This is a genomic window from Ochrobactrum sp. S1502_03 (assembly GCF_044435015.1).
Classification (GTDB): Bacteria; Pseudomonadota; Alphaproteobacteria; order Rhizobiales; family Rhizobiaceae; genus Brucella; species Brucella chromiisoli.
On sequence record NZ_JAYEXN010000011.1, the window covers coordinates 33,021 to 55,998 of the forward strand.

Here is a 22,978-nt window from a genome sequence, read left to right on the forward strand (position 1 = left end):
ATGGCACATTCCGCATTAAAAGCCGGATCAACGATCGGCATTATCGGCGGTGGCCAGTTGGGCCGTATGCTGGCCATGGCAGCAGCCCGCCTTGGCTATGAGACAATCATTCTGGAGCCACAGGCAGATTGCCCGGCGGCACAGGTGGCGAACCGCCAGATCATTGCAGCCTATGATGATCCGGCAGCTCTTGCTGAGCTTGCAGCAGCCTCCGACGTCATTACCTATGAATTCGAAAACGTGCCTGTATCCGCAGCCGACAAGCTCGCAGAATCGGCTCTTGTTTTCCCACCTCCGGCAGCGCTTGAGATTTCACAAGATCGCTTCACCGAAAAGCAGTTCCTCAATGAAAGCGGCATCCAAACTGCGCCTTGGCGTCTGGTTGACGATGAAGAATCACTCATTGCCGCACTTGGTGCACTGGGTGAGCGCGGTATTCTGAAAACCCGCCGCCTTGGCTATGATGGCAAAGGTCAGGTTCGTCTGACTTCACTTGATGAGAATGAAGCGCGTGCAGCCCTTGAGGCAATCAAACACGCGCCGGCAATTCTTGAAGGCTTCATCGCTTTTGAACGTGAGGTTTCTGTGATCGCAGCCCGTGATCGCGCCGGCAATGTTTCAATCTTTGACATCGCCGAGAACGTTCATAAGGACGGCATTCTCGCAACCTCGACCGTTCCAGCTTCAATCTCGGCTGAGACAGCCGATGCTGCAAGCCAGGCGGCTTCAAAGCTTCTGCATGCACTTGATTATGTCGGCGTGCTTGGTCTCGAATTCTTCGTGCTCGCGGACGGCACGCTCCTTGCCAATGAATTTGCGCCACGCGTGCACAATTCCGGCCACTGGACGGAAGCCGCTTGTGCCATCTCGCAGTTCGAGCAGCACATTCGTGCGGTGACAAGCCTGCCGCTTGGCGATACGGTGCGCCATTCGGATTGCGTCATGGAGAATCTGATTGGCGATGATATTGAGAAGGTTCCGGCGATTCTGACAGAATCGAATGCCGTGCTGCACCTCTACGGCAAAAAAGAAGCCCGTCCGGGCCGCAAGATGGGTCATGTCACCCGCATAAAGCCCCGTGTAAACTAAACTTCACAGAGGAATCGGGCAGATTCCTCTGTGAACAGCCCCTGCGGCAAGATTTTCCGAGTCCAGCTTCGTGAATCTGCGGCGCAGCAGTTGACATTTGGCTGAAATATTGTGTATTTCGGCCAACCCTTCGGGCAGGAATACTGCCTGTAACCAATTGGCGCCTTGGGCGCCTGTTTTTATGCAGCCCGGCGGCATGTCCTGTCGATGGGCCAACCAAGACCGGTGATTGACATGAAGATCAAGAATTCGCTCAAGGCGCTCAAGGCTCGTCATCGTGACTGCCAGCTCGTTCGCCGCAAGGGCCGCGTTTACATCATCAATAAGACTGCTCCGCGCTTTAAGGCACGTCAGGGCTAATCTTATTGCTGATTTTGCATTTGACGTTCCGCCGCGTATAATGAAAGTTATGCGCATGCGGAACGTTTTTGCATATCTGAACACATCTTCGCTCTCGATAGCAATCGCACTTACCGCAATGTTAAGTGCGTCTTTGGCTTATGCCGAAACAAATCCCTCACCGACAGCACCGATAACGCCGGTGCAAATCGGCACAGACGGCGACCAGAAGCCCGCTCCCAAAGAACAAAATCAAGCCGACCAAACGCCGGAAGAGCGCCTCAACAAGCTGTTTGCCGAACTCAAGCGCACATCCGATGAGACCAAAGCCCGTCGCCTCACTGTTCAAATCAATCAGATCTGGCAGCAATCCGGCAGCGCAACGGTCGATCTTTTGCTGCAGTGGGCGAGCAACGCCATGCTCGAAAAGCGCTATACATCAGCCCTTGATTTCCTGAATGAAGCCATCGCGATCAACCCGGACTATGCAGAAGCATGGAACCGGCGTGCGACGGTCTATTACCTGCGCAATGACTATGCGCATGCGATGTATGACATCAATCGCACACTGGAGCTTGAGCCACGCCATTATGGCGCCTTGACCGGCATGGCCGATATTCTGCGCGCTCGCGGCCTCAAGGAGCAGGCTCTAAAGGCCTATGAGAAGGCGCTTGAGGTTAATCCGATGATGCGTGATGCGCAGAAGAATTTCCTCGATCTGACAGAAGAACTTAGCGACACCCGCACCTGATTCTCTGACAATCGACCAAACAAAAACGCGCTCCGAAAGAAGCGCGTTTTTTCGTATCTATAAGGCTCACCCAAAACTGGGTGGGATTCGGGATTATGGTACGGCGAAAATGGTGAGGTTTGAGACCCGGCGCGCAGCGTACTTAAAGTACGTGAGCACCGGAAACGAAAAACCACGCCATTTGCAGGCCACCGGAAACCGAAGGCCGCCGGTTTAATCTGTCGATTGACCGTCAGCGCCAATATAGGCAATGCGCAGGAGATTGGTTGCGCCTGGCGTTCCAAATGGCACGCCTGCGGTGATGATCAAACGATCACCAGCCTTGCCGAACTCTTCCTTGAAAGCGACCTGACACGCGTGATCAACCATATCTTCCAAATCATGCGCATCTTCGGTCACAACGCAATGCAGACCCCAGACGACCGAAAGACGACGCGCAGTGTCAACCACCGGCGAAAGCGCGATAATCGGGGTACGTGGGCGCTCACGCGCGGCACGAAGACCAGTGGTGCCGGAGGCCGTATAGGTGACGATTGCCGATAGATTCAGCGTTTCAGCAATCTGGCGTGCAGCAAGCGAAATCGCATCTGCACCCGTTGGCTCTGGAATTGCACGCTGTGCGTCCAGAATACCCGGATAAGTCGGCTCACGCTCAACCTTTTCCGCGATACGGTTCATCGTCGCCACAGCTTCAACCGGATACTGACCGGAAGCTGATTCTGCCGAAAGCATGACGGCATCCGCACCTTCAAACACAGCCGTTGCAACGTCTGACACTTCGGCACGGGTTGGCACCGGTGCGGTGATCATCGATTCAAGCATCTGCGTTGCAACCACAACCGGCTTACCGGCGCGGCGGGCTTTGCGGATCATCTGCTTCTGAATGCCCGGCACGCTTTCCAGCGGCATTTCAACGCCCAGATCGCCACGGGCAACCATGATAGCGTCAGAAAGCTCAATAATCTCATCAAGACGGGTCACAGCCTGCGGCTTTTCGATCTTCGACATGAGACTGACTTTGCCGCCAGAGAATTTGCGGGCTTCGATCAAATCTTCAGGGCGCTGAATAAACGACAGGGCAACCCAGTCTATTTCTTCCTTGAGAACGGCCTCAAAATCCTTGTAATCCTTCTCGGTCAGCGCGCCGACACCCAGCGTGGTGTCTGGAAGGCTGACGCCCTTACGGTCGGAAATGCTGGTTCCGGCAACCACTTTACAACGAATAGACTTGCCATCACAGGCTTCGGCTATCAGTTCCAGCTTGCCGTCATCGATGAGAAGACGATGGCCCGGCTCCACCGCTTCCAGAATTTCCGGATGCGGGAGATAGACACGGGTTTCATCACCCGGCTCTTGATTGTCATCGAGCGTGAAGGTCTGACCTGCGACAAGCGTGACCTTTGTGTTCTTGAACTTGCCAACGCGCAGCTTTGGCCCCTGCAAATCCGCCAGAATTCCGATAGGACGGCCAAGTTCTTTTTCGACATTTCGAATACGCTTTACGAGTGTGCGCATCGTGTCATGATCGGCATGACTCATATTGATACGAAAGACGTCTGCACCAGCTTCAAAAAGCTGACGGATAACGGCTTCTTCGCCAGACGCCGGGCCGAGTGTGGCGAGAATCTTGACCTTGCGGTTGCGCTTCATGGGTTATTCGTTCCTGTAACTGTAGAGTTTTCTAACGGTGTTTCATCCGTGAGCTGTACCATCCAGCTCGACTGTTCCCCGGTATCGTATTCCTGGAAGCCGTTGCGCTGAAAACCGCGAGCAAAACAATCCTGAACGCCCGTAATGCGGAATTCCTTTTCCGCAACGCACATATTCACTTTGCCTTCCCAGCGACCGCCGCTTTGAGAGTCCTCAGCGTAAAGATAATAATAGCGTGACGACAAAGGCCCTTCGAGCAACGTCTTGCAGGTTGAACCGTCAATATGCCACCAACCCTCAGTCACCCAGCCGGATTTGGCCCGATAGCCAATCGCAACACCCACAAGGTTTTGAGTTGAGTTACACACTCGAAAATCGGCCCGCGCTTCCAGAGAAGTCATACCCAGAGCACCAACAAGCACACTGGAAAATAAACCCAAAAACAATGGAAGTCGCATTCGCCGAACTCCTTCAGCCCGCAATCGCTTTTGTCTCACGCAAGGATATCCTCTTTCGGTCGCTCTCTTTTCGGCAGTTTCGCCTTTGATGTCAACGCAATCCCGGAGAGAACCAACCAGTTACAGCATTTCCAATCAAACTGCATGCGATTTCAGCACGATTTAAACGATTAGATTCGTAGCTTTGCCGCATTCTGAAAACTGCTTCGCTTTTCAATTAAGAATGATCGTTGCAATCGCGACTTTCTCATGACAGAGCTGAAATGACTTGCGATGTATGACAGAAATCCCATTCAAGAAGCCTCTCCCATGTCATGTGATCCGTCCTTCTCACCCTTCCATCAAGTTGACGGCAATCTCAGCCTCGGTCTTCTTCTGACGGCCGACCACGCCCGCCGCGACTTGCCTGTTGAATATGGTAGTCTCGGCCTCGCAAAAAACGAGTTCGAACGCCACATTGCCTATGATATCGGCGTTGAGGAGCTGACACGTCAATTGGCTGCAAGGCTTGATGCACCAGCGGTCATGGGAGGCTTTTCGCGTCTGCTGATCGATCCCAATCGCGGCGAAGACGATCCCACACTCATCATGCAATTGTCGGATGGCGCGGTGATTTCCGGCAATTACCCAATGTCGCCCGAAGAACGCAAAATCCGCCTTGACCGTTTCTATCGTCCCTATCACGATGCCGTTGCATCCATGAGTGCGCGTGTCGCGACTGAGAGCAGCAAAGCGCCCTTCATCGTTTCGATCCATTCTTTTACGCCCAACTGGCGTGGAAAGGATCGCCCATGGCATATAGGACTTTTATGGGATTCTGACCCGCGGGCAGTGATACCGCTTCTTTCCATGCTGCGTGATGAGCCGGGCCTCATCGTCGGCGACAACGAACCCTATGACGGCGCACTCAAGAACGATGCCATGTATCGCCATGCGACGGCGCGTGGCTATGCGCATGTGCTCATTGAGGTGCGGCAGGATTTGATCGCTGATAAAGCTGGAGCCATTGAATGGGCGGATCGGCTTTCGCCAATGCTGGCGAAAATCAACACAATCCCGGAAATCCATGAAATCCGGCATTTCGGCTCCCGATCTGGACAGATTGATTGAGGCTTTGCCCGTTATCCACAGCCGGAAGGCAATAAAACAGGGTTTTATGGCCCCACAGCCCCTTAATTTCGCCTGCGACTCGCAGGAAAACCATGTCCGACTTTCGGCATGTGTTTTGTTGCTGTAACGAAACACTGTTGCCCCTCATTGATCATCGAGCTGAATTGGAGACCCCCGTGAGCGACGATATTACCAGCGAAGCCCAGACGATTGCCGTTGGCCAGTTGCGCGCTTTCATCGAGCGCATTGAGCGCCTTGAAGAAGAAAAAAAGACCATCGCCGACGATATCAAGGAAGTTTACGCGGAATTGAAGGGTTCGGGGTTTGACAGCAAGGTCGTAAGGACCATTATTCGTCTGCGTAAAAAAGAAGACCATGAACGTCAGGAAGAAGAAGCCATGCTCCAGCTTTATATGGATGCACTTGGCATGGGCTGACACTGAGGGCGCAATGCGCCTGACCCGCTCTTCTTCCTGAAATCGAAGCCCTGCGAATTCTTCGGAATTCGTACATACAGGAAGGGGATAGGGTCCATGGAGTTTAGAAAACTCGGACGTACTGAACTCGAGGTTTCGCCGCTTTGTTTTGGCGGCAATGTATTTGGCTGGACGGTCGATGAAGGAACATCCTTTTCGCTTCTCGACCGTTTTGTCGATGCAGGATTTAATTTTATCGACACGGCGGATGTCTATTCCGCATGGGCGCCGGGCAATGCCGGTGGTGAATCCGAAACCATTATCGGCAACTGGCTGAAATCCCGCGGTCTGCGCCACAAGGTTGTGATCGCCACCAAAGTCGGCTCCGAAATGGGGCCGAATGAAAAAGGCCTTTCACCAAACTATATTCGCAAAGCCGTCGATGCCTCCCTCAAACGACTGCAAACAGACTATATCGATCTCTATCAATCGCATTGGGATGACCCCGAAACGCCGTTTGAAGATGTTCTTGGCACCTATCAGGAGCTGATCAAGGCGGGTAAAGTGCGCGCAATCGGTGCGTCCAACCTGACATCGAAACGCCTGACAGAATCGCTTGATGTTGCAAAGCAGCATGGCCTGCCGCGTTATGAAACCCTGCAGCCGCTTTACAATCTCTATGACCGAGCCGTTTTTGAAGATGGTCTTGAAGCGATCTGCCGCGACAATGATCTGGGCGTGATCAATTATTATTCGCTGGCTTCCGGCTTTCTGACGGGCAAATACCGCTCAAAAGATGATCTTGGTCAAAGTGCGCGCGGTCAAACGGTTGAAAAATACCTGACAGATCGCGGGTCGCGGATTATTGCAGCACTTGATCAGGTAGCCCGTGCCAATGACGCCACACCAGCACAAATCGCCATTGCCTGGCTGATTGCACGCCCCTCCGTCACAGCCCCGATTGCCAGCGCCACGCGCCTCACCCAGCTTAATGAGCTGCTCGATGCCGCACAGATCAAGCTGGATGCTGATGCGATTGCCCTGCTCGACAAAGCGAGCGCTTAGAGAGTTTTCGAGGGATAATAATTATCCCTCGATTTCCTCGCACAACATCTCCAGCTCCAGCCATTCTTCTTCCATGGCTGCGTTTTCGTTGCGCTTCTTTTCAAGAAGATCGGCCGTTTTCGCAAACAGTGTCGGGTCTTTGGCATAAAGATGCGGATCGGCAAGCTTGCCTTCCAGCACACTGATTTCCTTCGCAAGCGCATCCATTTTGCCGGGTAAGGTTTCGAGCGCGAATTTCTGCTTATAGGAAAGCTTACGCTTTTCATCACGCTTGGCCTGCGGCGCTTCACTACCCTTGTTATCAGTGCCAGCGGTCGCCGTTTTGACGTTGCGTCGTGCCAGCGCTTGTTCCTTACGCTGCGCCATCATATCGGCATAGCCACCGGCATATTCGAGCCAGTTGCCATCACCTTCCGGTGCGATTACCGACGTCACCGTGCGATCAAGGAAATCGCGGTCATGGCTGACAAGGATAACGGTCCCCGGAAAACCGGAAACCAGTTCCTGCAACAGATCAAGCGTTTCCATGTCGAGATCGTTGGTCGGCTCGTCGAGGATCAAAAGATTGGCAGGCCGCGCCAGAACGCGCGCCAGCATCAGGCGTGCCCGCTCACCGCCGGACAGTTCGCGGATTGGCGTCCGCGCCTGTTCGGGCTGGAACAGGAAGTCTTTCATATAAGAAACGACATGACGCTGTTCGCCGTTGACCACCAGGTTTTCACCACGCCCATCAGTGAGATAATGCGCGAGCGTATCATCAAGGTTCAGGCTCTCGCGCTTCTGATCAAGCTCAGCCATTTCCAGATTAACGCCAAGACGCAACGTGCCTGAATCGGGTGCGAGTTTGCCGGTCAGCATCGACAAAAGCGTCGTCTTGCCAGCCCCATTGGGTCCGACAAGACCAATACGATCACCGCGCTGCACACGGATCGAGAAATCATGAACGAGAACACGCTCGCCATACGCCTTGTTAAGCTTCTTCGCTTCAATCACCAGCTTGCCCGATTCCTTGGAATCACTGGCCGTCAGAACAGCTGTACCCTGCGCCTTGCGATGATCGCGGAAATCGGCGCGCATGGAATGCAGCTCACCGAGGCGGCGCATATTGCGCTTGCGGCGTGCGGTCACGCCATAGCGCAGCCAATGTTCCTCGCGCGCAATCTGACGCCCAAGCTTGTGATGGTCACGCTCTTCTTCTTCAAGAACCTTGTCCCGCCATTCCTCAAAATGCCCAAAGCCCTGATCGATACGGCGGGTGATGCCGCGATCAAGCCAGACTGTCGAGCGGCTGACATTTTCCAGAAAGCGGCGGTCGTGCGAAATCAGAACAATGGCTGAGCGAATCTGGCGCAGCTCATCTTCGAGCCATTCAATGGTCGTCAGGTCGAGATGGTTGGTCGGCTCGTCAAGCAGCAGCACATCCGGCTGCGGAGCAATCACGCGGGCAAGGGCTGCGCGACGCGCTTCCCCGCCAGAAAGATGATCGGGCTTTTCCTCGCCGGTCAAGCCCAGATGTTCCAGCAGATAGGTCACGCGGTGCGGATCGTCTGTTGGTCCAAGACCTGCTTCCACATAAGCGCGGACATTGGCAAAGCCTTCAAGATCAGGCACCTGCGGTAGATAGCGGATGGTGGCACCCGGATGCTTGTAAATTTCACCGGAGGTTGCTTCGACCATAGAAGCGGCAATTTTAAGCAGGGTGGATTTGCCGGAACCATTGCGTCCGACCAGCGCGATGCGGTCACCGTCACTCACCGAAAGGGCTGCATCTTCCAAAAGCGGCGTGCCGCCAAAGGTAAGCTTGATCTGATCGAGGCGAAGAAGCGGAGGTGCCATGGTTCTCTTTGAAAAATGCCGTTGAAATTTCTGCCCTGCTTGTCGGGGACAAAACGCATTCTGTCAAATGATAAGGCCAAAAAAGCAAACAGGCCGGGTTAACCCGGCCTGCTTTTGAATTCGAAACCGCTAAACGGTCAGCTTAGTTACAAGGTGCTTCGTAAACGCGACCGTAATTGTCGCGGTAACGGCAGTACTGAACACCATTACGGGTCTGTGCTGCACCAAGAAGCGTACCGGCAACGCCACCGATCGCAGCGCCAGCCAGAGCACCACGGCCATTGCCGCCGATAGCACCGCCAGCAAGTGCACCAAGAGCTGCACCACCAACACCATAGCCGGCAGTACGCTGTTCATTCGTCGTGCATGCTGCCGTTGAGAACGCAAGCGCACCGACGATTGCAATCATGGTAAGACGTGACTTCATGAAACAATCTCCTAATAGAGTTACACCAACACCGACTTTGCGTCCCCAATTTCGGCGCAAGGCGGACAATTCCCGCTGAGGCTATTTACAATACGTTTCGCTCGTCAGCGTCAAGCGGTTTCAATTGGTAAGGTTAGCAGCCATAGTAAAGATCAGCCCCCTCATTCAAGTTGGCTACAAGTATCGCAAGTCCTGAACGCACGGAAACGCAAAGAGTTCCACGCACAATATTGGAAACCGTCCATGAAGAACCAAAAGGAAGGGTCACGTTGTCTAACGGCCACTCTGCATTTGTGATTGAAAGTCCTTCGACTTTGCAGAAATTCACGACGCTGAAAGACGTGCCATCGGGAAAATCATAAACATAGTCTCCCCTAACAACCGGCCAGGCTTCCTCGACCCCGCTTGAAAGCAGAATATCCCGCCCCTCTGCGGCCTGCGCCGTTGCCATCGTAAGATGCAGCAAGGTGTGATCCGTGCGCGGGCCACCAAATGCCCCACATAAAATGACCTTCTCAGCGCCGCACGCAAAAGCTTCCGAAAGTGCAAGCTCGCCATCAGTCATATCTTTGGCACGTGGAAAACTCTTCTGCGGAATATGCGCATACTGCTCTTTCAACGCCTCAGAAGCGGAATCAAAGTCCCCCAGCCACAGCTCAGGTTCAACACCCAGCTCCGCTGCATGGCGTATGCCACTGTCGGCGGCAAGAACGCGCGCTCCCGCAATCTGATTTTTCAGACGATCCGTGACAACGAGATCGCCGCCAAGTAAAATGACAAATGTGCTCATAAACCGCTCATAACATGCGGAAATTCTAGCTGAAAGCCCGCATTGCGAACCCTTGCCCTTCCTGAAGCAAACATCTATTGTTGCCGTGCTCTAACGGGGTGCCATTCGTTCTTAGAATGGCTGAGAAGCCGCACACCGGCTAACCCGCTGAACCTGATCCGGTTTGTACCGGCGGAGGGATTAGATGCTGACCGATTTCCCAAGCGGCGCTCAATCTTTTCGAATAAAAGAAAGGAATGCCGTTATGCGGCTTTTATCTCTGCTTACCCTGTCGCTGAGCGCAGCTTTTGCCTTTGCGCCTGTTGCCCACGCCAAAGACAAGCTGACCATCTACACCTATGACAGTTTTGTTTCCGAGTGGGGTCCCGGCCCAAAGGTCAAGGAAAACTTCGAGAAAGAATGCGATTGCGAGCTGGAATGGGTTGCATCGGCTGATGGCGTCGCCCTGCTCAATCGCCTCAAGCTTGAGGGTGGCAATACCAAAGCGGATATTGTTCTCGGCCTCGACACGAACCTGACGACCGAAGCGCGCACCACCGGCTATTTCGCGCCGAGCGGCATTGATCTTTCCAATGTCAAAGTGCCGGGCGATTTCAAGGACGATATTTTCGTGCCTTATGACTACGGCTATTTCGCCGTTGTCTATGATTCCGAGAAGCTGCCCAATCCGCCGAAAAGCCTCAAAGAGCTGGTCGAAGGCGATCCGTCGCAAAAAATCGTCATTCAGGACCCGCGCACATCGACACCGGGCCTTGGCATTCTGCTCTGGATCAAATCGGTCTATGGCGATCAGGCAGCCGAAGCATGGGAAAAGCTGCAGAAGCGCATTCTCACGGTGACGCCGGGCTGGTCGGAAGCCTATGGCCTGTTCACCAAAGGTGAAGCACCAATGGTGCTCTCTTACACCACCTCCCCTGCCTATCACATGATTGCCGAGAAAACCGAGCGCTATAAGGCACTGGCATATCCTGAAGGCAATTACCTTCAGATCGAACTTGCTGCCCAGACAACAACAGGCGCCCAAAACCCGCTCGCACAAAAATTTCTCGCGTTCATGACCGGCCCCGGCTTTCAGGATGTGATTCCCGAAACCAACTGGATGTATCCGGCAGGCAAGACTTCGCAGCCGCTTGCACCGGCTTTCGACACATTGCCGAAGCCTGAAAAGACCCTTCTGATCCCAGCCGACGCGGTTGCAAAGAACCGCAAGGCATGGGTCGATGAATGGCTTGACGCTTCAAGCAAATGATCAAAGCTCCGACCAGAACCAGCGCTGCTCACACCATGCCTGCGATAAAACAACTCGCGGGCATGCTGGCGCTTGGCTTTCTTGCGGTGCTGGTCGGTGGTTCGCTTCTTGCGCTGGCATTAGAAGCCAGCGGCTTTGATACGGATGTCTATTTCGACAATTATCTGCTGCGCGTCGCCCGTTTCACACTCACGCAAGCTGCGGCATCGGCTCTGCTGTCAGTGCTGTTTGCCATTCCGGTAGCGCGGGCGCTTTATGCAGAATCAAACTTTCCGGGTCGAAGCCTGATCCTGCGCCTTTTCGCGCTGCCACTCGCCTTACCTGCCCTTGTGACGGTGCTGGGCATCACCAGCATTTACGGGCGCAACGGCTTTATTGCGCAGCTTTCGCAAGCAAGCAGCTATCCGCTCTCACCCGATATTTACGGCATCACCGGCATTTTGATCGCGCATGTGTTTTTCAATATGCCGCTGGCTGTCAGACTCATTCTCGCGACTTATGACTCAATACCCGCCGATTACTGGAAGCTTTCAGCACAACTTGGCATGGGAAGCCCGTCGCGCTTTCGCCTGATTGAATGGCCCGTCATTCGGCGCAATCTGCCCGGCATGTTCGGTCTGATCTTCATGCTCTGCGTCACAAGCTTCACAACGGTTCTCACCCTTGGCGGCGGCCCACGCGCCACAACGCTGGAAGTTGCAATTTACCAAAGCCTGCATTTCGATTTCGATCCGGCGCGCGCGGTTGCTCTCACCTTCGCACAGCTTGCGCTGACACTTTTCATTTTGCTGGCCCTGCGCATGACCGGACGCCCATCGGAAGAAGGCTTTACGCTTACACGTAACGCGAGACGCTATGCGAAGCCCTCTGTACCAGAACGCTTTTTCAATATCACAGCCATTGCGATTGGCTTCCTCTATGTCGCGCTTCCCGTCATCGGCATCGTCATTTCAGGTCTTGCCGCCGATCTGGTCGGGCTTTTGAGGGAGAAGACCGTCTGGCGAGCAATCAGCACCAGTCTGGCACTTGGATTTTCAGCAGCCCTCCTCTCTGTCATCCTCTCCCTCTCCCTGGTCATCGCACGCGAGGCCACAAAGAGCGTGCGCCTTGCCGGGCTTTTTGACACTGGCGCAAGCCTCGTTCTGGTCATGCCGCCCATCGTTCTGGGTGCGGGCTGGTTCATTTTGCTGCGCCATTTCACAGATCCCTTCCTGATGGCTCCGTTGATGGTGATAACAGTCAATGCTGCGATGGCCATGCCGTTTGCCGTGCGCCTGCTGCGACCTTCATGGGACACAGCGGCTGCGCGCCACAACAGGCTCTGTGCACAGCTTGGCATCACAGGCTTCAACCGGCTGAAACTGATCGACTGGCCATCCATTCAAAAACCCTTCGGAATGGCCTTTGCCTTTGCCATGGCGCTTTCGCTGGGCGATCTCGGCACCATCGCACTTTTCGGCAGCGATGCATTGTTAACGCTGCCTTATCTTCTGTTCCAGCGTATGGGCAGCTACCGCACATTCGACGCAGCAGGCCTTGCATTGATCCTCGGAATCTTATGTCTTGGCCTGATGATGATTGCAGATCGTGCTGCCTCGCGAAAGGAAACGCCGCTTCTATGAATGTCAAAGCCGACATCAGGCTTCGCGATCTATATTTCAGCTATGGCGAAACCAAAATGCATTTCGACGCGACCATACCGGGCGGCGTAATTGCGGCCATTGTCGGCCCCAGCGGCTCGGGAAAGTCCACACTGCTCAATCTGATTGCAGGATTTGAAAAACCAGAAATGGGGCAGATTTTGATCGGCGATCTTGATGTTACCGATCTGCCGCCTGCATCCCGGCCCGTTTCAATGGTCTTTCAGGAGAATAATCTTTTCGCACATCTAAGCGTCGAGCAGAATGTCGGGCTTGGCCGTTCTCCCAATCTGAAGCTGAACCAACAGGATCGGGACGCAATCGCAACTGCATTGGAACGCGTGGGACTTAAAGGCAAAGAGAACCGCAAACCCGAAGCGCTTTCGGGTGGCGAACGTCAGCGGGTGGCTATCGCACGCGCTCTGGTGCGCGCAAGACCGGTATTATTACTGGACGAAGCCTTTGCTTCCCTTGGACCCGCACTACGCCATCAGATGCTTGATCTTGTGCGTGCATTGCATGAAGAAAACAAAATGACGGTGCTGATGGTTACACATACGCCGGAAGACGCACTCTATCTCAATGCTTTGTTGCTGTTTCTCGACAATGGCCGGATTTCCGCACAAGGGCCTGCCCATGAATTACTCTCGCCATCTGGACCCGAAGCTTTGAAGCACTATATCGGTGCACAGACGCCAAAGCTCAAATAGAGTTACGGCAGTGGACATATTTTGTTCGCAATCGGCTTAAAGAACGCTTTGAACACTGATCAGCTTCTTGTAGGCAATTCAGTGAGCGGCTAAATTTATGCCACGACATCGACGTCCATTCATTGCGAGGATAAAATACTGATCCGTCAACAGACCCGTGCCCGGGCCTCCCTGTGCCTTCCAGTCCCCCTGCCAGAACGGACACAGCGCAATTGGCGGAAACCAGCCATTGGTCTTGGCTTGCTGGCGATTGCCTTGATTTCGGGCTGCCAGTCGTTCAATTCGAGCAAGGATCTCGGCCTTCAGCCATCGTCCAATCCGGTCACCGTTGAAAACGTCACGCGCAACGACCGGCTGGCGCAAATCGGCGCGCAGCAGCATCCGCGCATCCTCGCCACTTATGGCGGCGAGTATAAAGACCCGAAGCTGGAGCGCATGGTCGCCAAGATCGTCGGCAATCTCACAACGGTTTCCGACAAGCCGGATCAGACCTATCGCATCACAATCCTCGACAGCCCCAACATCAATGCCTTCGCTTTGCCGGGCGGGTTTCTTTACGTAACACGCGGTTTGCTGGCGCTTGCCAACGACTCATCTGAAGTCGCAGCCGTTATCGCCCATGAAATGGGCCACGTGGTCGCCAATCACGGTATTCTTCGTCAGGAGAAAGAGGCAGAAACAGCAATTGCCGGGCGGGTCGCCACAGAAGTTCTGCACAATGAAAATGCAAGTCGTGAAGCAACCATTCGCGGCAAACTCCGCCTTGCGCAGTTCTCGCGCAATCAGGAACTGCAAGCCGACGCCATCGGCATCAAAATGATCGGTGAAGCGGGGTATGACCCGTTCGCTTCCGCACGCTTCCTGCAATCGATGGAAGCTTACACAGATTTCCGGTCTGTCTCTGGTGCCACCGATGCGAGCCTCGACTTTCTCGCAAGCCACCCTGCAACGCCACAACGCATTCAGCTGGCGCTCGGACACGCGCGCCGCATTGGCGCGCCGGGCGTTGGCACAACGGATCGCGATTCCTTCCTCAACGGCATTGATGGCCTGCTCTATGGCGATTCGCCCAATGAAGGCTATGTGCGCGAACAGACCTTCATCCATCCAAAGCTCGGCGTAACCTTTACCGCGCCGGCCGGCTTCACCATTGACAATTCGGCCAATGCCGTCATGGCCAGTGGACCGGGCGAAGTGGCAATCCGCTTTGACGGCGCATCGCTGCCTGCAGGCTCCAGCCTTACCGATTATATCAAATCGGGCTGGGTGACGGGCCTTGATGAAAGCTCAATCCGCCCCATCACGATCAACGGCCTGCCTGCGGCAACCGCGCGCGCGAGTGCGGATCGCTGGCAATTCGACATTGTGGTGATCGGTGCCAACAACAAGGTCTATCGCTTTCTGACGGCAGCGCCAAAGGGCAGCAATGCACTCATGCCTGCATCGCAAAGCGTGACACAATCCTTCCGCCTGCTTTCGGCAGCCGAGCAACAAGCCATCAAACCTTTGCGCATTCGCGTGGTGACTGTGAAGCCGGGGGATACAATGGCCAGCCTTTCAGCACGCATGCAGGGAACAACCCGCAAGCTTGAACTGTTCCGCCTGCTCAACGCCATGCCTGCGGGCGCAACTGTATCTGTGGGCGATCGCGTCAAAATCATAAGCGAGTAAGTCAATGGAAGTCATGCTTGAATCATTGCTGGCAGGCCAGATCGCCCCACTAGGACCGCGTGCCGCACCGAGCGGGATCGATAAGAAGCCTATATCGGGGCCCGTTCGCTTGCTGCGCGAAGGCCTCGAATGCGACGAGCAAGGCGACAGAAAAGTCCACGGCGGTCCCGAAAAGGCCATTCACCATTATCCGCACGATCATTATGCCCTCTGGCGCGAGGATATTGGCGACCATCCCTGTTTTGATGCGCCCGGCGCTTTTGGAGAGAACATCTCAACCACCGGACTGACCGAGCATAATGTTGCTATCGGCGACCGTTTTCGCTTGGGAACAGCTTTGGTTGAGGTGTCACAGGGCAGGCAGCCCTGCTGGAAACTCAATGCGCGCTTCGATGTACCGGACATGGCAACCCGCGTGCAAAAAACCGGACGCACCGGCTGGTATTATCGGGTTTTGGAAGAAGGTGTTGTCAGCGCTGACGACACGATAACGCGTGTCGAACGCCTTTCCCCAGAATGGACGCTGCACCGGGTTTGGCATCTTCTCTACGTCGATATGCTTAATTATGACGAACTTGCACGGATGGCCAACCTTGCGCACCTTGCCGATGGCTGGAAGCGCTATGCCATCCGCCGTCTGGAAAACCGCAAGGTCGAAGACTGGTCATCGCGCCTTGAAGGCAGCCGCGATTAGCGTATGTCTCCCCAAAGTGGGACCCGGTTTTGGGATAAAGACATCCGTAAAAAGTCTATGCCTGATAGGCTGCCATTTCATGCTGATCAAGCAGCGCCAGCTTAAGCTTTTCCATGGCGCGGCTTTCAATCTGCCGAACACGCTCTTTTGAGATTCCCAATTTTTCGCCGAGTGCTTCAAGTGTCACGCCATCATCGCCCAGACGCCGTTGTCGGATGATGTGCAATTCACGCTCGTTAAGCGCATGAAGCGCGGTGCGCAACCAACCCACACGGCGTTCCATATCAATCGTGCTTTCAACGACCTCATCCTGCAAGGGATGGTCATCGACAAGAAAATCCATACGGGTGGAGGTGCCCGATTCATCATTACCTATTGACGCCGAAAGCGAACTATCAGACCCTGAAAGTCTGCTGTCCATGACTTCGACATCACTCGCTGATACGCCAAGCTGCGTCGAGATCTGGCGGTAAATTTCTGCCTTGCTCATGGTCTCATCTTCCTGCGCAAGCTTCGAACGCAGGCGACGCAGATTGAAGAACAGCGACTTCTGAGCCGAACTCGTCCCACCGCGCACGATAGACCAGTTGCGCAGGATATAATCCTGCATGGACGCCCTTATCCACCATGATGCATAGGTGGAAAAACGAACTTCGCGCTCAGGATCAAAGCGCGCAGCCGCTTCAAGCAATCCAACATAGCCCTCCTGAATCAGATCGCTCATCGGAAGCTTGAACTTACGAAACCGTCCGGCCATCGAAATCACCAGTCGCATATGCGAGGCCGTGATGCGATGAAGTGCTTCCTGATCCTTGTTATCTTTCCAGCGGATGGCGAGGTCGCGTTCTTCTTCTCGTTCAAGATAAGGCGCTGACATCGCATTGCGGATCATCGACTGCGAGGACGCAGCAGGCGCTTGAAGACCGCACGCCGGAATCGGCAAACGAGTTGGCGGAACGATGGAGGAACTGCTCATGGATGACTGCTTCATCTGGCTCTCCTGTTCTGGCTGCGATGTTCCAGAGAAGTCTGAAACCCGAAACGGAAACGATACCAGCCCTAAAAAGGGATTAAGCAAACATTTTTCGTTCGTTCAAAACATCTTTTACAGACCTGCTCTGAGGCCAGATTGCTACGCCACAAAACAAACCCGCTCAGAGCTGGTTTGATAATAACGCAAGAAGAACCCTCCGGTTCCATCCGAAGTGCTATAAATATCTGACATTCTATGAAAATAGAGAGACAAGCCGCTTGGGCAAGTATCCACCCCCCTCTCATCAGTCCGAAAATAAGAATTATTTTTGGAAGACGCGAGGCGCACGGTGCTCTATGCAGAAAAATAAAAAGCCCCACATCAGCGGGGCTCTTTAGAAAAGAATGCAGGCGTTTATTACGCTGCTTCGACTTCATCACCGTCCACTTCACCTTCGGCATCAGCCTTGGTGCGTTTCGGGCTCTTGGCAAGATTTGCTTCGATAAGGCGAACTGCTTCCGTATCGGAAAGCTTGTTCACGGCAGCGATTTCGCGCGCCATGCGATCCAGCGCTGCTTCGTAAAGCTGACGCTCGGAATAGGACTGCTCCGGCTGATTGTCAGCACGATGCAGATCACGAACAACTTCAGAAATCATAATCAGATCGCCGGAATTGATCTTTGCATCATATTCCTGCGCGCGGCGCGACCACATGGTGCGCTTTACGCGTGCACGACCCTGCACGACTTTCAGGGCACGTTCGACATAATCGGTCTCGGACAGCTTGCGCATACCAATGCTGACAGCCTTGGCGACCGGCACCTTGAGGCGCATCTTGTCTTTTTCAAAGTCGATAACAAAAAGCTCAAGCTTATGGCCGGCAACTTCCTGGTCTTCGATCGCTACGATCTGACCAACACCATGAGCCGGGTAAACAATGGACTCGCCGGTCTTAAATCCCTGGCGGGCCGGAGTTTTTTTCTGCTGGGATGTCATACGCTCTAATACTCCCTGTTGTGCCCGGCACTACACGCCGGTTAACACATGATTTCGACCACACCCCCTTGGGAGAGGTGCGGAAGCCATTACGGTCTTGAACTGAAAGCGCTTCCCAGGCACAAATTGATTTACCGGGAAGCTCTGGTGGGGAACGTGTGCTGAAACCGCAATAATCCGTCCCGGTGCCATAAAGCCCAGTAAAAAAATATAGCCCTTTCAGAGATTAACGCATTTGCGCCACGATTTGACGTCCAGTCACCGAAATTATTGGCACAGGTTAACACAATTTTACGCAAGAATCAACAAATGGCCAAAAAAGAGGATTCCGGCCATTTTCGACATGCATAAAATCAGCTTCAACAACTCAGCAATACACGAAACTACGACAGCAAAAGTGCCAATCTGACGGATTGCTCTTGCGCTCAACCAATCCGAAAAAAGCGTCAAGCCTTTCGAACCTGTTTAGAGCGCCATGCACCCTATTGGGCACACAAAGCCGGTCTAATCACCGGAACCCGGCTCAGGCGAAAAGAACTGTTCGAGCTTGCCCGAAACGCCATCCATTTCCTTGGCTTCTGGAAGCTCATCTTTTTTCGCAGTCAGGTTTGGCCATTTCGCTGCATATTCGGCATTCAGCTCAAGCCATTTGTCGAGGCCCGGTTCGGTATCCGGGCTGATGGCTTCCGCCGGACATTCCGGCTCGCAAACGCCGCAATCGATACACTCATCGGGATTGATGACGAGCATATTCTCGCCTTCATAGAAACAGTCGACCGGACAAACCTCGACGCAGTCCGTATATTTGCAGCGAATGCAATTATCGGTCACGACATAAGTCATTGTCCAACTCCTGTTGCCTCTCCCTTGATGAAGAGTAAGCTTATCTATTCAGAACCGGCTGTTTGAACATTCAGATCGGGCACCTGAATGGTTCCGCTCCGTTCACTCCATAGACTATCCCACGGGGTGTTTTGGCGTGTGGCATGCATGCCAGTTCATGTGCTTGCGATTGCCAAGCGTGAGGTAACGATTTTATCGGTCCATGACAAGGGCCGAAACGACGCAATAACAATATGTCACGAACATCGGAAATGACATTCCAATTATGGTGCAAAAGTCGAAAAGAGCTTTTAACGTAAAGCTTTAACGCGCAATTTCTGTCGCACCCGATGGCTATCCTGCGGCATCGCGTCCGGTTTAATTTCCGCGCAGACGATCCGTTTCGCGCCGTTCTTTCTTTGTTGGACGCCCGGCACCGCTCTCACGATGTGGCTGCATCGCTCCAACGCTGTCAGATTGCGGGGCAGGTTTGGGCGTCATGTCCTGATATAGAAGTTGTGCTTCAGGGGCTGTCCCGCGCCTGTGACCGGGTGCAAGCACCTTATAGACGAGAATTTGCCGATCAAGGTTTATGGTCAGAACATCGCCGATCTTCACCGGATAGGCTGCCTGATCAATCTTGTCACGATTGACCCTGACTTTGCCGCCGACGGCGAGTTTCGCCGCCAGCGATCTTGATTTAACCACGCGTGCAAAGAACAGCCACTTGTCAATACGCTGTCTTGCAATCGCCTCAGTCGCCATCTTACTTCTTCAATTGCTCCTTAAGAGCAAGAAGCTTGGCAAAAGGCGAATCAGGATCAACACGCACCGGACGTTCTTGCTCAACGCGCTTGTTGCCCTGATGATTAGCATGATCCCGCTTAGGCTGACGCTGATCGCGGTTGCCACCATCACGCGGTTTGCCCTTGAAGCTTTCGCGTTTGTTCTGGCCACGATCCTGATTTTCACCATCATTATTACGACGGTTCTTGTCAAAACGCTTGCCACCGCCACGGTTTTCACGCGCAGCCGCGGCTTCACCAGCTTCACCACCCTGCTGCGAGCGATTCTGGCGCTGACGATTCTGATCCTGCGTGCGATTACGTCCTTCAAAGCGCCCCTGACGCCAGAGCAGAACAGGCTTGGCCTCTTCTGCTGGCGCGTCGGTTGCTTCTGTTGCGGGCTTTTCCTCCGCTGCGGCCTCAACAGAGGCAACCGGGGCAGGAACCGGCTCGGCTGCCGGAACAACAGGCTTGGCTTCGCTTACGGTGGCAGCAGGTACGGCTGGCTTAAAGACAGTATCTTCGACAACCGCCTCAGCCTGTGCCTGTGCCTTAGCAGCAAAGGCATCAAGCTCGGCAAGCTTTGCGCTCACATCAGCCGCATCAACAGCCTCATGGCGATAACCAAGGCTTTTCAGGATCTCTTCCATATCCTCAACCGTGGCGCCCAGAATAGACATCATGGCAGGGGTAACAATGAAGCGTCCGCCATCATAAGCGCCATCGGGACGTGTGCCCGAACCCGGACGCCAAGCCAGTGCCGGACGAATGAGATCGGCAAGGCGTTCCAGAATATCAATGCGCACGGCACGACGACCGAGCACGCGATACCCACCCAGACGATAGAACATTGGATCGAAAGCCGGATCAACAACCACCGATGTGCGGCCTGCGGCCAGCACATTGACCACATCGCCATAACCGGCGCGTTCGCGGCCATCATTCTTCAATGCCCAAAGCAGCGTGATCAGGCCAGCCGGAGCAGGCTTTAACAGCATGGGCATGAAAACATGATAAGCACCGAAGCGCACGCCCAGACGACGCAGTGCTGCACGCGAATCCTGATCAAGTCCGCGGACTTCCTCAGCAACATCGCGGCGCTGAAGACTGCCAAGGCCTTCAACGATCTGGAAAGCCAGACCGCGTGTCATACCGGTCAGGGCATCGGCAGCGTTAAGATCGGTCAACGGCTTGAGAACCGTTTCGATGTGATGCGCAACAAAACGCTCAATACGGGCCGCAACCTTGTCGCGTGCCGGCCCGGTCAATTGTTCGTCGGCAAAAATGATCGTGCGCGGTTTCAACACATGATCGGCTGCAACCAGCGTTGCGACCGGTGCACCGATCCAGCGCAACACGCCATCCGAACCGAGCGCAAAGTCGCCATTTGGCGCTGCGGAAAACCGCTCGGCACGGCGTTCGAACTCGGCGGCAAGCGCCTTTTGTGCAGCCGTTCTCACAGCCTTCGCGTCCGGCCCCTCGGCCTGAACGTCGGCAGTGAACCGGAATCCTTCTAGTTGCCCAACATTGTGGCCCTCGACAATTACGTCACCGGCCGGGCTGATTTCTGCTTCTAGCATGGCATTCTCTCTCAGGCGCCTCATAAGCACGCTTGTCCTGCGGTCTACAAAGCGTTTCGTCAACCTTTCATGCAGCGCATCGGACAGTCTGTCCTCAATTTCGCGCGTCTTTTCCTGCCAGTGTGTCGGATCGGCAAGCCATCCCGGCCTGTGCGACACAAAAGTCCAGGTACGGATTTGCGCCACGCGATGAGACAGAGTGTCGATTTCCCCCTCTGTATTGTCGGCGCGGCGCACCTGTTCGCTCATATAATCTTCATCAACGCTCCCTCGGCGGACCAGATCCTGATAAATGGTTGCTATGATATCGGCATGTTGTGCCGGCGCAATCTTACGATAATCGGGAAGCGCACAGGTATCCCACAAAAGTTCGATCCGCGCAGGCATCGTTGCAAGCCGCACAATGTCTTCATCTTTCGACAAATTTTCAAGCGCCTGCTGATCAACAGCAGGCAATGCCTTGGTAAGACCTTCAATCGGCGTTGGCGTTTCCAGAGAATGGCGTAAAGCGTTCAGCGATGAAAAATCAAAGCGGCTTGTTCGCCATTGCAACACTTTCACCGGATCGAATGCATGGGCTTCAACCCGCTCCACCAGTTCATCGTCCAGGGGCTGAACCTGCCCGGTGACGCCAAATGTACCATCGCGCAAATGGCGACCCGCACGACCGGCGATCTGGCCAACCTCCGCAGGCGTCAGATCACGAAACTGATAACCGTCAAATTTACGGTTCTGTGCGAAAGCCACATGATCGACATCAAGATTGAGTCCCATGCCGATGGCATCCGTTGCCACCAGAAAATCCACATCACCTGACTGATAAAGCTCGACCTGTGCGTTGCGCGTGCGAGGGCTCAGCGCGCCCATTACAACCGCTGCACCACCACGCTGGCGACGGATCAGCTCGGCAATGGCGTAAACCTCATCCGCCGAAAAGGCGACAATTGCTGAGCGGTTCGGCAGTCGGATAATCTTCTTGGAACCCGCATAAGAAAGCTGAGACAAACGCGGACGCGTCACAACAGTGATGCCCGGCAGAAGCTTTTCCAGAATGGCGCGCATGGTCCCGGCGCCCAAAAGCAGCGTTTCCTGCCGCCCACGCAGATGCAGAATGCGGTCCGTAAAAATATGCCCGCGCTCAAGATCACCGGCAAGCTGCACTTCATCAATCGCCACAAAGGGCATATCCGTGCGGCGCGGCATGGCTTCAACGGTGCACACGGAATAGCGCGAGCCGGGCGGCGTGATTTTTTCCTCGCCGGTGATCAGCGAGACATTGGCAACACCCACGCGCTCAGCCACACGATTGTAAACCTCGCGCGCCAGCAATCGCAGCGGAAGACCAATCATACCACGACCATGCGACAACATCCGTTCGATCGCCAGATGCGTCTTGCCGGTATTGGTCGGCCCCAGCACTGCAGTGACATCGCGGCCACTCACACTCAGCGGCAGATCATGGGCAGGGAGTTGGTTCATGCCAATAATAGAATTCCCGGAACAAAGGCCATACGTTGGACATGCGATAGCACTATATCACTTGAGCCGAAAGCGCTCCTGTTAAGTTTCAATCTGTGTTTTCGGCTCTGTAGTCGTTAATAAATACTCATTTTAACAAATAGAACGACTCTGGAACGAATCGGCGACGAATCGATCACAGGAGCCCATTCACCTTTTGTTCACGACAACATCTAGTGGACTATCTATCGAAAGAACCCAGATGATGAATCACCGGCATTAAGATTTGCGCCGGTGTGGGAACAAACGGCCAATCTTATTAACCTTTGTCCTTCGAGCCGTCCCATAAGGAAAGACTGAAAAGCCGCAGATTCATGAATTATCAATTATTCCTGATAGCTGGTTAAATTTTTACCGCGCAAAAGGCCATTTTCATTAACCTTCGGCTCAAAGCCGGAACGAATCGGCG

21 protein-coding genes and 1 riboswitch are annotated in these 22,978 nt (G+C 54.2%); of the genes, 11 read left to right on the top strand and 10 right to left on the bottom strand.

The window, feature by feature from the left end; translation table 11 throughout:
• The 3 genes from VBH83_RS09730 (at position 1) to VBH83_RS09740 (ending at position 2,179) form a co-directional block, all read left to right on the top strand.
• Positions 1-1,089: a 5-(carboxyamino)imidazole ribonucleotide synthase gene (locus VBH83_RS09730; RefSeq protein WP_265984837.1), complete on the top strand. Its 1,089-nt coding sequence runs from the start codon at positions 1-3 to the stop codon at positions 1,087-1,089.
• 234 nt (positions 1,090-1,323) lie between these two features.
• Positions 1,324-1,449 (top strand): type B 50S ribosomal protein L36, encoded by a 126-nt coding sequence (gene ykgO / locus VBH83_RS09735; protein ID WP_002967908.1) that lies wholly within the window; start codon positions 1,324-1,326, stop codon positions 1,447-1,449.
• 37 nt (positions 1,450-1,486) lie between these two features.
• On the top strand, positions 1,487-2,179 hold the full coding sequence (locus tag VBH83_RS09740) for a tetratricopeptide repeat protein (protein WP_265984958.1): 693 nt from the start codon (positions 1,487-1,489) through the stop codon (positions 2,177-2,179).
• 213 nt (positions 2,180-2,392) lie between these two features.
• Here VBH83_RS09740 and pyk read toward each other — a convergent pair whose 3' ends face one another.
• Positions 2,393-3,829, bottom strand: a complete 1,437-nt coding sequence (pyk, locus tag VBH83_RS09745) for a pyruvate kinase (RefSeq protein ID WP_265984838.1) — start codon at positions 3,827-3,829, stop codon at positions 2,393-2,395.
• On the bottom strand, positions 3,826-4,287 hold the full coding sequence (locus VBH83_RS09750; protein ID WP_265984839.1) for a DUF1036 domain-containing protein: 462 nt from the start codon (positions 4,285-4,287) through the stop codon (positions 3,826-3,828). Before VBH83_RS09750 ends, pyk begins: the two co-directional genes overlap by 4 nt.
• 309 nt (positions 4,288-4,596) lie before the next feature.
• Between VBH83_RS09750 and VBH83_RS09755 the strand changes: the two genes are divergently transcribed.
• From VBH83_RS09755 to VBH83_RS09765, 3 genes are all read left to right on the top strand, one after another.
• Positions 4,597-5,397, top strand: coding sequence for an N-formylglutamate amidohydrolase (locus VBH83_RS09755; protein ID WP_396997410.1), 801 nt, complete (start codon positions 4,597-4,599; stop codon positions 5,395-5,397).
• Positions 5,398-5,573: 176 nt separating this feature from the next.
• The gene (locus VBH83_RS09760; RefSeq protein ID WP_061348000.1) at positions 5,574-5,834 is read left to right on the top strand and encodes a DUF2312 domain-containing protein; all 261 of its coding nucleotides are present in this window, start codon (positions 5,574-5,576) and stop codon (positions 5,832-5,834) included.
• A gap of 96 nt (positions 5,835-5,930) precedes the next feature.
• A complete protein-coding gene (locus VBH83_RS09765; protein WP_265984841.1) occupies positions 5,931-6,878 on the top strand; it encodes an aldo/keto reductase in 948 nt (315 codons plus the stop codon).
• A gap of 21 nt (positions 6,879-6,899) precedes the next feature.
• Here VBH83_RS09765 and VBH83_RS09770 read toward each other — a convergent pair whose 3' ends face one another.
• The 3 genes from VBH83_RS09770 to VBH83_RS09780 all read right to left on the bottom strand — a co-directional run bounded on the left by VBH83_RS09770 (position 6,900) and on the right by VBH83_RS09780 (position 9,931).
• Positions 6,900-8,714, bottom strand: a complete 1,815-nt coding sequence (locus VBH83_RS09770; protein WP_396997413.1) for an ABC-F family ATP-binding cassette domain-containing protein — start codon at positions 8,712-8,714, stop codon at positions 6,900-6,902.
• Positions 8,715-8,856: 142 nt separating this feature from the next.
• On the bottom strand, positions 8,857-9,141 hold the full coding sequence (locus tag VBH83_RS09775) for a hypothetical protein (RefSeq protein ID WP_265984843.1): 285 nt from the start codon (positions 9,139-9,141) through the stop codon (positions 8,857-8,859).
• Positions 9,142-9,274: 133 nt separating this feature from the next.
• Positions 9,275-9,931, bottom strand: a complete 657-nt coding sequence (locus tag VBH83_RS09780; RefSeq protein ID WP_265984844.1) for a thiamine diphosphokinase — start codon at positions 9,929-9,931, stop codon at positions 9,275-9,277.
• 84 nt (positions 9,932-10,015) lie between these two features.
• Positions 10,016-10,128: riboswitch (TPP riboswitch) on the top strand.
• A gap of 47 nt (positions 10,129-10,175) precedes the next feature.
• Here VBH83_RS09780 and thiB point away from each other — a divergent pair.
• The 5 genes from thiB (at position 10,176) to VBH83_RS09805 (ending at position 15,895) form a co-directional block, all read left to right on the top strand.
• Positions 10,176-11,180 carry a thiamine ABC transporter substrate binding subunit gene (thiB, locus tag VBH83_RS09785; RefSeq protein WP_396997416.1) on the top strand — a complete coding sequence of 335 codons (1,005 nt, stop codon included), beginning with the start codon at positions 10,176-10,178 and terminating at the stop codon, positions 11,178-11,180.
• Positions 11,177-12,802: a thiamine/thiamine pyrophosphate ABC transporter permease gene (thiP, locus tag VBH83_RS09790; protein ID WP_396997418.1), complete on the top strand. Its 1,626-nt coding sequence runs from the start codon at positions 11,177-11,179 to the stop codon at positions 12,800-12,802. Before thiB ends, thiP begins: the two co-directional genes overlap by 4 nt.
• Entirely contained in the window at positions 12,799-13,530 is a 732-nt protein-coding gene (thiQ, locus tag VBH83_RS09795) for a thiamine ABC transporter ATP-binding protein (RefSeq protein WP_396997420.1), read from the top strand. Before thiP ends, thiQ begins: the two co-directional genes overlap by 4 nt.
• Before the next feature lie 189 nt (positions 13,531-13,719).
• Entirely contained in the window at positions 13,720-15,201 is a 1,482-nt protein-coding gene (gene cdlP, locus VBH83_RS09800) for a cell division protease CdlP (protein ID WP_396997450.1), read from the top strand.
• A 4-nt stretch (positions 15,202-15,205) separates the two neighbouring features.
• Positions 15,206-15,895: an MOSC domain-containing protein gene (locus VBH83_RS09805; RefSeq protein ID WP_265984848.1), complete on the top strand. Its 690-nt coding sequence runs from the start codon at positions 15,206-15,208 to the stop codon at positions 15,893-15,895.
• A gap of 55 nt (positions 15,896-15,950) precedes the next feature.
• On the opposite strand, the gene VBH83_RS09810 is transcribed toward VBH83_RS09805, so the two are convergent.
• From VBH83_RS09810 to VBH83_RS09830, 5 genes are all read right to left on the bottom strand, one after another.
• Positions 15,951-16,886: an RNA polymerase factor sigma-32 gene (locus VBH83_RS09810; RefSeq protein WP_265984849.1), complete on the bottom strand. Its 936-nt coding sequence runs from the start codon at positions 16,884-16,886 to the stop codon at positions 15,951-15,953.
• Positions 16,887-17,285: 399 nt separating this feature from the next.
• A complete protein-coding gene (locus VBH83_RS09815) occupies positions 17,286-17,864 on the bottom strand; it encodes a CarD family transcriptional regulator (RefSeq protein WP_265984850.1) in 579 nt (192 codons plus the stop codon).
• Between the two features lie 504 nt (positions 17,865-18,368).
• The gene (gene fdxA / locus VBH83_RS09820) at positions 18,369-18,707 is read right to left on the bottom strand and encodes a ferredoxin FdxA (protein WP_265984851.1); all 339 of its coding nucleotides are present in this window, start codon (positions 18,705-18,707) and stop codon (positions 18,369-18,371) included.
• A 357-nt stretch (positions 18,708-19,064) separates the two neighbouring features.
• A complete protein-coding gene (locus VBH83_RS09825; RefSeq protein ID WP_396997424.1) occupies positions 19,065-19,451 on the bottom strand; it encodes an RNA-binding S4 domain-containing protein in 387 nt (128 codons plus the stop codon).
• Between the two features lies 1 nt (position 19,452).
• The gene (locus VBH83_RS09830; protein ID WP_396997426.1) at positions 19,453-22,530 is read right to left on the bottom strand and encodes a helicase-related protein; all 3,078 of its coding nucleotides are present in this window, start codon (positions 22,528-22,530) and stop codon (positions 19,453-19,455) included.
• Positions 22,531-22,978: the final 448 nt, after the last annotated feature.